The 7,434-nt window shown below is 55.3% G+C and carries 9 protein-coding genes, 1 tRNA gene and 1 pseudogene; 4 read left to right on the top strand and 7 right to left on the bottom strand.

The features are described from left to right. Positions 1–247: 247 nt before the first annotated feature. Positions 248–715: a response regulator gene (locus PGX04_RS19290; protein WP_273739996.1), complete on the top strand. Its 468-nt coding sequence runs from the start codon at positions 248–250 to the stop codon at positions 713–715. Positions 716–796: 81 nt separating this feature from the next. Here PGX04_RS19290 and PGX04_RS19285 read toward each other — a convergent pair whose 3' ends face one another. Both PGX04_RS19285 and PGX04_RS19280 read right to left on the bottom strand, forming a co-directional pair. Next, entirely contained in the window at positions 797–937 is a 141-nt protein-coding gene (locus tag PGX04_RS19285) for a hypothetical protein (RefSeq protein WP_273739995.1), read from the bottom strand. After that, positions 934–1,299: a PadR family transcriptional regulator gene (locus PGX04_RS19280; protein WP_273739994.1), complete on the bottom strand. Its 366-nt coding sequence runs from the start codon at positions 1,297–1,299 to the stop codon at positions 934–936. Before PGX04_RS19280 ends, PGX04_RS19285 begins: the two co-directional genes overlap by 4 nt. Positions 1,300–1,527: 228 nt before the next feature. On the opposite strand from PGX04_RS19280, the gene PGX04_RS19275 reads away from it, so the two are divergent. After that, entirely contained in the window at positions 1,528–1,791 is a 264-nt protein-coding gene (locus tag PGX04_RS19275; protein ID WP_273739993.1) for a winged helix-turn-helix domain-containing protein, read from the top strand. A 10-nt stretch (positions 1,792–1,801) separates the two neighbouring features. Continuing rightward, positions 1,802–2,164, top strand: a pseudogene (locus tag PGX04_RS19270) (PD-(D/E)XK family putative nuclease); the annotation flags it as partial. Positions 2,165–2,356: 192 nt separating this feature from the next. Here PGX04_RS19270 and PGX04_RS19265 read toward each other — a convergent pair. Then, a complete protein-coding gene (locus PGX04_RS19265) occupies positions 2,357–2,911 on the bottom strand; it encodes a dihydrofolate reductase family protein (RefSeq protein ID WP_273739991.1) in 555 nt (184 codons plus the stop codon). 1,143 nt (positions 2,912–4,054) lie between these two features. Here PGX04_RS19265 and PGX04_RS19260 point away from each other — a divergent pair. After that, entirely contained in the window at positions 4,055–4,987 is a 933-nt protein-coding gene (locus PGX04_RS19260; RefSeq protein WP_273739990.1) for a hypothetical protein, read from the top strand. Between the two features lie 146 nt (positions 4,988–5,133). On the opposite strand, the gene PGX04_RS19255 is transcribed toward PGX04_RS19260, so the two are convergent. The 4 genes from PGX04_RS19255 to PGX04_RS19240 all read right to left on the bottom strand — a co-directional run bounded on the left by PGX04_RS19255 (position 5,134) and on the right by PGX04_RS19240 (position 7,216). After that, positions 5,134–5,304: a glycine zipper domain-containing protein gene (locus PGX04_RS19255; protein ID WP_273739989.1), complete on the bottom strand. Its 171-nt coding sequence runs from the start codon at positions 5,302–5,304 to the stop codon at positions 5,134–5,136. A gap of 123 nt (positions 5,305–5,427) precedes the next feature. Then, complete coding sequence (locus PGX04_RS19250) at positions 5,428–5,682, bottom strand: DUF7692 domain-containing protein (protein ID WP_273739988.1); 255 nt, start codon at positions 5,680–5,682, stop codon at positions 5,428–5,430. Positions 5,683–5,964: 282 nt separating this feature from the next. Then, complete coding sequence (locus PGX04_RS19245; RefSeq protein ID WP_273739987.1) at positions 5,965–6,576, bottom strand: DUF1524 domain-containing protein; 612 nt, start codon at positions 6,574–6,576, stop codon at positions 5,965–5,967. A 465-nt stretch (positions 6,577–7,041) separates the two neighbouring features. Continuing rightward, positions 7,042–7,216 (bottom strand) — tRNA-Trp (locus tag PGX04_RS19240). Positions 7,217–7,434: the final 218 nt, after the last annotated feature.

Raw genomic sequence — 7,434 nt, 5'->3', positions numbered from 1 at the left:
TCGCGTCGCCAGGCCCGTTTCGGACCCATCCGAGCACCGAGCAGCGGATCGAGCGCCTCGAGCGGCTGGTCGTCGAGCGGGTGACGGGAGCCGGCGGCCGCGAGTAGTGGTTCCGTGTTCCTCCGGTCGGTGACGGGCGGCTGGCCCACGAACGGGGGACGCAGCGTCGGTGGACACTGAACCGACTCCGTGACAGTAACGAGGGCTGTAAAGTTGCAGTTTTATCCGTGCGGTTGCATACCCGAGTATGGCTTCGGTAGACGAGACCGACGAAACTGATCTGGGGGAGGTGGTCGACATTTTATTGGTCGAGCCGAATCACGGCGACGTTCGGCTCTTCGAGGAGAACTTCGAGGAGGGGAAAATCGCGAACGCCATTCACACGGTCTCCGACGGTGAGGCGGCCCTCGATTTCGTTCATCAGCGCGACGACTACGAGGACGTCCCGCAGCCGGATCTCATCCTACTCGAGCCCCAACTCCCCGGCAAGAGCGGGATGGAGGTCCTCGCGGAGCTGAACAACGAACCGGTACTAAGCGGGATTCCAGTCGTCGTCCTCACGAGTTCGAAGATGGGCGAAGACATCGTGCAATCCCACGGCCTCGAGGCGGACGAATACATCCGAAAACCGGTGGACACCGACGAGTTCGTCGAGTTCGTCCAATCGATCGAGGACTTCTGGTTTGCGATTATCAAAACCGACGGCGAGGAGTGACCGGCGAGACGGGGGTTTTCTCTCCCCGCGGCGTAATTTGATGCTTCGGCTCGAGGGGACGGTCTCCGCGATCGGCTCGAGTCACGTCACCCGTTCGCCGGCATCAGTGACCGCGATCGCGCAGTCGTCACAGAGCCACCAGCCCACGAGCGGATCGCGTTCGGGGATCACCGCGCCGCAATTCGGGCACCGCGTCGGAGCCTCGTCGCTCGAGTCGGTCATCCGTTCCCCTCGCCGCGCGCTCGAGCGTTCGAGTCGACCGCGTCGGAATCGGTCGCACTGATCTCGCAGGCGACCGCGAGGTGTTCGGCGCGCTGGATGAGGAGGGCGCGGCCGTCGTCGGTGAGCGGGTACTCGTCTTGGTTGGCCTCGAGTCGCTGCTTTTCGAGGAGGCCGCGGCCCACGACCACGCGCAGGTTCGGATCGAGTCTGGTGCGGGTGACGCTGGGGTAGGCGCGCTCGAGTTCGTCGATGATCGCGGGTTCGCGAGCGGGGATGTGGGTTCGCTCGAGGCGGGTGACGGCCTCGAGACAGTCGCGCTGGAAGGCGGTGAGTTCGATCCAGGCGGTTCGGCCGTTGGGCACGGGGTAGTCTGTGGGTGGTTCGGTCGCTCGAGCGGGCCGGTCACGGTTGTCAGGCCGGATTTTCGATCTGGACTCAACGGGTAGTGGGTCGTGCGATGCTCGTCTTTGCTTACTCCCGCGTCTATCACAATAAATTCTTCTACGATATCGTAGAATTCTATCTACGGTATCGTCTAACCACTCGAGCGTTCCGAACGATGTAAGAAGCCGGTCAGAAATGCGTAACTGATGAGGAAACCCGGTGATTGGATGCAGAATCCGACAGACGAGCGGATTCTGGAGGTGCTGAATACCGGGTTAGAGCTTGGTCCGACGACGATCGGGAGAAACATCGATCGTGATCGGACTGGCGTCAGCCGACGGCTCTCCGTGTTGGCCGAGTATGGTCTCGTGGCTCGAGTCGATGAGGGATACTACGTTATTACTGCTCTCGGAGAGCAATATCTCGATAAGGAACTTGATGCGGACGAGCTCGAGCCGGACAATAGCTGACTGAAGCACGAATTACGTCGGGACCGTCTTCGAGAAACGGATGGCCGAGAAGTGGCGATTCGACCTCGAGTGGGCCAGCTGGCACGATGCGAGATTCGGGAACGGAACGCCCGTCGAGATTAAGTCCACGATGCACGAGCCTTCCGACGGTCAGCCCGGCAACTGAAAGGTCTACCGGGAATACCACAAGAAACTCCGGCGGCACGACGGCTGGTACTGTTTCGTCGTCTACCGGCCACACGGGCAATCGGGCAGTACAATCCTTTGCGATAAAATGGTCCGCTCGAGCGATCTTCCTCTATTGCGCTGGCACGGTGGCGGCGATCACCGTGAGACCAAGCAAGCGAAGATTTCGATTGACTCTGTGTTTTAACAGTAGAGAGTAGCACAGTTCCATTATTCAGAACGTTCCGTGAAACTCGTGGTAAGTACAGATGCTTATTTTGCATGTCCGAAATTCGGAAATTGGTCGATAACAATACCCGCGTAGTTTCCAGGTGAAGTCGATCCGTTCCGTTGCTCTGACTGGTGGTCTATCCCAATGCCTGATTGGGGATCGGTTTCGTCATCGGAGGGCGTAGTCTACGAGGACTGAGCCGTCGTCGAAACGACGTGTCGTGTTGAGCGCGAGGTCGACACGCGCTGCGTCGGGGAGGGCTCGGGTTCCCCCGCCGACGATCGTCGGGACCAAGCGCAGTACGTACCGGTCGGCCAGACCTGCCCGGATGGCCTCGGCAGCGAGGTCGGCGCCGCCGATTGACAGGTCGCGGTCGGCTTCGTCTTTCATGGTCTGTATCACTTCGGGGTCGAACGTCCGCTCTAGGCGGGTCCGCGGTTCCGGCACGGTGTCCAGGGTGGTTGAGTAGACGACCTTGTCGGTATCCCGCCACGCCTCGGCGAACTCGCGTTGTACTTCGGGTAGGTCGTCGAGGTCAAAGGTGTCCCACACCCGCATCGTCTCGTACATGCGACGGCCGATAAGGGAGGTGCCGACAGATCGTTGGTGGTCGTTGAAGAAGGCATGCGCTTCATCAGATGGGTCTCCCCAGTCGAAGTTGCCGTTCTCGTCGGCGATGTACCCATCGAGTGATGCGTTGATGAAGTAGATGAGGTTGGCCATGGAATACTCTTGGTTGCCGCGTCTATTAACTATAGACAGTAGACGGGCCAGAAACTGATCAGACGGTATCTATCTACGTTGCGTAGCGTTTTGAAGGCAGCCTCGACTCCCGGGTTGGACCGAGCCTACGTTATCCAAGTCCATATCACTTGTAGATACCATGTTGCTGTATGTGTCCCCTGTACTGAACGGCAACTACGTGTGCAAAGTAAACGGTCAACTTGCTTTCTCCTCCTTTGAGCGTGTCATAGAATCCGTCTTATACCTGCTATTCTCCGATTACACCGTTCTTATTTTATCTGTGATAGAATGATTTTACCAGTCGCTGGTTTTATTCATGGACGAAGCTACGAATGACGTCGGTTGGGATATTGTATGACACCCTCTATGGCTCCATACCGTTCAATACTGATATAGACCAGTACACGCTCCTCCTAGAAGCAGACATATTACTATGCTTCAAGTACTATAATGATGTCCCAGTATTCCGGTGAAACCACGAATTCTGGACTACTACGGAGTTCAGAGGCATCCGAAGTAAGGATGCCTAATCAACAAGAGTACACCTGTCCGATCTGTGAATTCGTAGCCCCTCATCGTGAAGAACTCACTCTCCATCTTCGAATAAGCCATTTAGAGGGTACATCATACAACAGTCCGAAACCACCGTAATCACTTGCTCTGTACCTACCGAATCGGATGTTTCATTTTTGCACCTGGTTCTGAATGAAGGAGCTGTATTACCAACTACTGGCTCTGTTGAAATCCTCTTCTTCAGATGTATTTTAGCGCGAAACACACGCACACTACAGATGCGGACTTATCGATTCAGTCGGCTGAATTTAGAATGCTTTCACTAATTCACCAAGTGCGTACACAATGGCGATAGCTCCGACCACTAGTCCTATCGTACCCAGCAGTTGGTTTCGTGGTACGACGGTAGTTTGAGATACAACTAGTAAGACTATCAGCATGACAAGAACGGCAAGTAGTCGGTCGGACATATGCACACATCATATCTGTTTGACTTGATCCGTTCGCTTCCTCGCCTGTACTGAACGGCAACTACTCCTGCATATCTATCGTCAAAATCTCTTTTGATCCTACCAGAGTATTAAGTTTCATGGTGTATAGTAAGTAAGTATGTCACGTGGTTCGATTCTGACTGACGCGCTACTTGGTCGTGACGATGCACGAGCTGGCATTGCGTTTAGTGTAGGAATCGCACTCTTCCTCGTCTTCTTTCTCATGAGCACTATCGGCGAATCGCAGAGGTGGATGGAGGGCTGGTTTGGACGATTCTCTATCTTCGTAGTCCTAGGCGTTCTTATCGTTGGTGGGGGAATAGCCGCCGGGAATGCCTACTGGAACGACGGATTAGTGCTGAGTTGGTTTCTCGTGTTCGGCCCCGTCTTCGGGTGGTTATGGAACTGGTTCGTGCAGGAGGGAACTGTCTTCTTTCACGAGGCTATCGTTCCAGTCCTGTGGGCGGTGTTTACGGCATTCGTTGTTGGTACGATCGGATACGTCATTGGGCGGATTCCCCACGGATTACCTTCCCGTGACACGGGTGCTGAATCAACCGGCTGGCTTCTCCGGGTGCTTGTGGGAAAGAACCCCATGCGGTCAGCCCGATGGGGTTTGCTCGCGGGGGTGTTATTCGTCATAGCAGGCGGTCTGATATATGTTACCCGTCCGTACCTTTCGCTCCCGGTTGAAGGAGTCGATCTGGTCGAGTTGTTCTTTCCACCCGGCGTTCTCGCCGCAAACACTTTGCTCGGGGTATTGACGATCTTCGCTTGGATGGGGCTGGCGATGTGGCCCGCATATCGGAACGCTGGCCTGTTCGTCAGTTGCGGACTGGTCTTTGGCCCGATATCCGGAGCGCTTCTGATTGATTTCGTGGTGGGTGGTCTCAGTAGTAGTGGCCCACTCGTTGACGCAACCTTTGCGTTGCTGGCCGCTCTCATCCTCGCGGTCATCCTCGGTACAGGTGGCTTCATCCTCGGAATTGGGTTCCGCCGAATCATGATATGGAGAGGAAACAATCGCCGCGAACAAGACGTGAGCGTGTGATACGGGATTACTCAGGATGGTCGTGCCGCCCGTCCAAGAGTATTTCCACCACGGGAGATCTGAGACACATGCACACTCGTCTCTGTACTGAACGGCAACTACGTGTACGAGTACAACGACTGTTCAAGTTCTCGCGTGGTAGTTCACTATATTAGGCCCCACACCACACCGAGAAAGATACCGAGAACCATACCAAACGGAATACCTATCGCGATATCACCCAGTGCGAGTCCAAGAGCGACTCCTAGTAGCGGCCCGAACGCAATCCCCAGAGCCATCTTATTCGAATCTATTTGGTCGTCTTCTTCGCCAGACACGTGCTGTCTTTGGACTTCCGGTGAGATAAACCCAGAGATCTAATGGATCGTGAGTTCCCCGTACTTACCGATCCCCATCAAAATTTGTTAGCCGCTGAGGATTTCAACAGAGCCCAACTACTGTTACTCGGTGTCGACGATGATCTCAAATTCGACTTCGAACGTTACTGCTCTCGTCGAGAGCGTCTCGGCGATCTCTCGGCGCTGCTCAAGCGTGAGGTCGTCGCGCTCGAGGACCTGACGGGACGCTTGGACACACTTCGGTACGTCGTCGCAAGCGCTCACCACCGCTTTCGTCTTATTACAATCGTAGAAGTCGGCTGCGCGTTCGATCGCGTCTCGTCGGTACGCATAGTCGCCATCGGTTCTGATTCGCATACTCGTACACACGACACCCGAAATCCTCGTTTTTTCGACTCACTGGACGGCCCATTTCGGCCCAAAACAGGTGGAACGTGTCGGTCATTCAGAGAGGAACGCAGTCTCGAGATATGCACACGAGGGTTCGCATCTCGTGTGCATATTCGGAGAATGGTATTTGTCGACGAGCAACCCCAGGCAGTTACATCGAAGTCTGGTTCTTAGTGTTCTATTCAGATGGAATATGTATGGATAACTCAGTAGACTCCCTGAAACGAGTCACTACGCGATGGTTCTACATTATTTCACGTCAAGTAGAAACCGTCGCCCCTCCAAAAACTCCTCCTTCAGCCGTTTGCCCCGAACCTCAACCAACTCCTCAATATCTGTGATATCACAATACTTGTCGAACTCTTCCTCATCAATCCCGGTATACTGCGAGACCTGCGACATCAACCATGGATCACTGATCTCATCGAGACTCTTGTCACCCTTCGTTGAATTATCCCGACTTGGAAGCTCCGCCAAATTTGCGATATGATGCTCGTAGCGCTGTAGTTCCTCCTCGACAGTACTCTCGAACTCCTTACTTGGTATGATATGATCGACAGACATCTCATCGGGATTCGTGGGACGCTGTTGAGTCAATACATAATAATACCGTAATAACAACTTCACTCGACTCGTCGGGTTTTTATTGGTCAACTGATCTTGCCCTTCGATCTGACCGTCTTCGATCAAATCAGTCAACAGCGTATCCCAGTCAGCCGAACTGACAGGCTTGAAGATCGAACTTTCATCACTGATGTTCGAGAGATTGTTCGCTACTCGAGTGTCACTCGATCCACTCCACAAAAACGACCCCGCAGGCGTTGCGGTGCGATCGCGGTGTTGACCCTGCCCTCGAGGCACCGACTGCAACCAGATTTGTCTAAGCAGGGATGTTATTCAAGAATATTTGCTGAAAACAACGGAATCCAGAGCGTTGCCACTATGGAGGCCGGTTCAGCGATCGGCAACAGCGCCGACGAATCCGGTCTCAGTTCCGCCGCCTGGAGTCTTCCAAGTCAGCTCGGTGCCGCGGAGTACTGGCGGATCGTTCCCCGAGCGCGACCACTTCTCGAGGGCCTCACTCGAGAGCGCCTAGACGTTCTCCAAACGGTCTGCCTTCAGCCGGGAGAGAATCATATCGATTCGCATCTGTGGGGCTCGTCGTGTACGTCAAACTTGAGAATAGACTGCACCTCAGCCCGTTACCGGAAGAAACCACACAGAGAGTCGACGGGATTTGAACCACGGTTGCAGCGAAGCTGCTCCCTGATTCAAATCCCTCCTCTTGCATACCTGCCGCTCGCGAATTTGCTCGCGGCAGAGGTATGGGGTCGGAGGGATTTGAACCCCCGATCTACTGATATCTCCGGTGCGCCTCGGAACTCCAGAGGGTCATCACACGGACACTGATCAGGTGTCCGATCAGTATATCAGTCTGGAGTGTCGTCCCGGGCGCGGTGCCTCTGGAGTCAGCCGCCATGCCTGGCTTGGCCACGACCCCTCGAGTCTCCGTTGGGCTATCCGCCCTAAAGTGGTTTCGATTCGGTACTGAAACCGCACTACAGCCACGGGGCCCGTCCCGCGGTGTCCGTCCCGTCGTCGCCTGGATACGCGTTCGACTCCTCCTCGCTCTCCTCGGCCGGCGGCTCGCTCGAGCCCTCGACGTCTCCGCCGTCGGCCACCGCACCCATCTGCGCGGCCGCGGAGCCAGAATCGGTA

The organism is Natrinema soli (genome assembly GCF_028618695.1).
The sequence above is the reverse complement of the archived record's forward strand: the minus strand, read 5'-3'. Positions and strand labels throughout refer to the sequence as shown.

Excerpts from the sequence above, each read along its gene's own strand:
- PGX04_RS19290 (WP_273739996.1), top strand. The coding sequence starts at position 248 with ATGGCTTCGGTAGACGAGACCGACGAAACTGATCTGGGGGAGGTGGTC.
- PGX04_RS19285 (WP_273739995.1), bottom strand. The coding sequence starts at position 937 with ATGACCGACTCGAGCGACGAGGCTCCGACGCGGTGCCCGAATTGCGGC.
- PGX04_RS19275 (WP_273739993.1), top strand. The coding sequence starts at position 1,528 with ATGAGGAAACCCGGTGATTGGATGCAGAATCCGACAGACGAGCGGATT.
- PGX04_RS19265 (WP_273739991.1), bottom strand. The coding sequence starts at position 2,911 with ATGGCCAACCTCATCTACTTCATCAACGCATCACTCGATGGGTACATC.
- PGX04_RS19260 (WP_273739990.1), top strand. The coding sequence starts at position 4,055 with ATGTCACGTGGTTCGATTCTGACTGACGCGCTACTTGGTCGTGACGAT.
- PGX04_RS19250 (WP_273739988.1), bottom strand. The coding sequence starts at position 5,682 with ATGCGAATCAGAACCGATGGCGACTATGCGTACCGACGAGACGCGATC.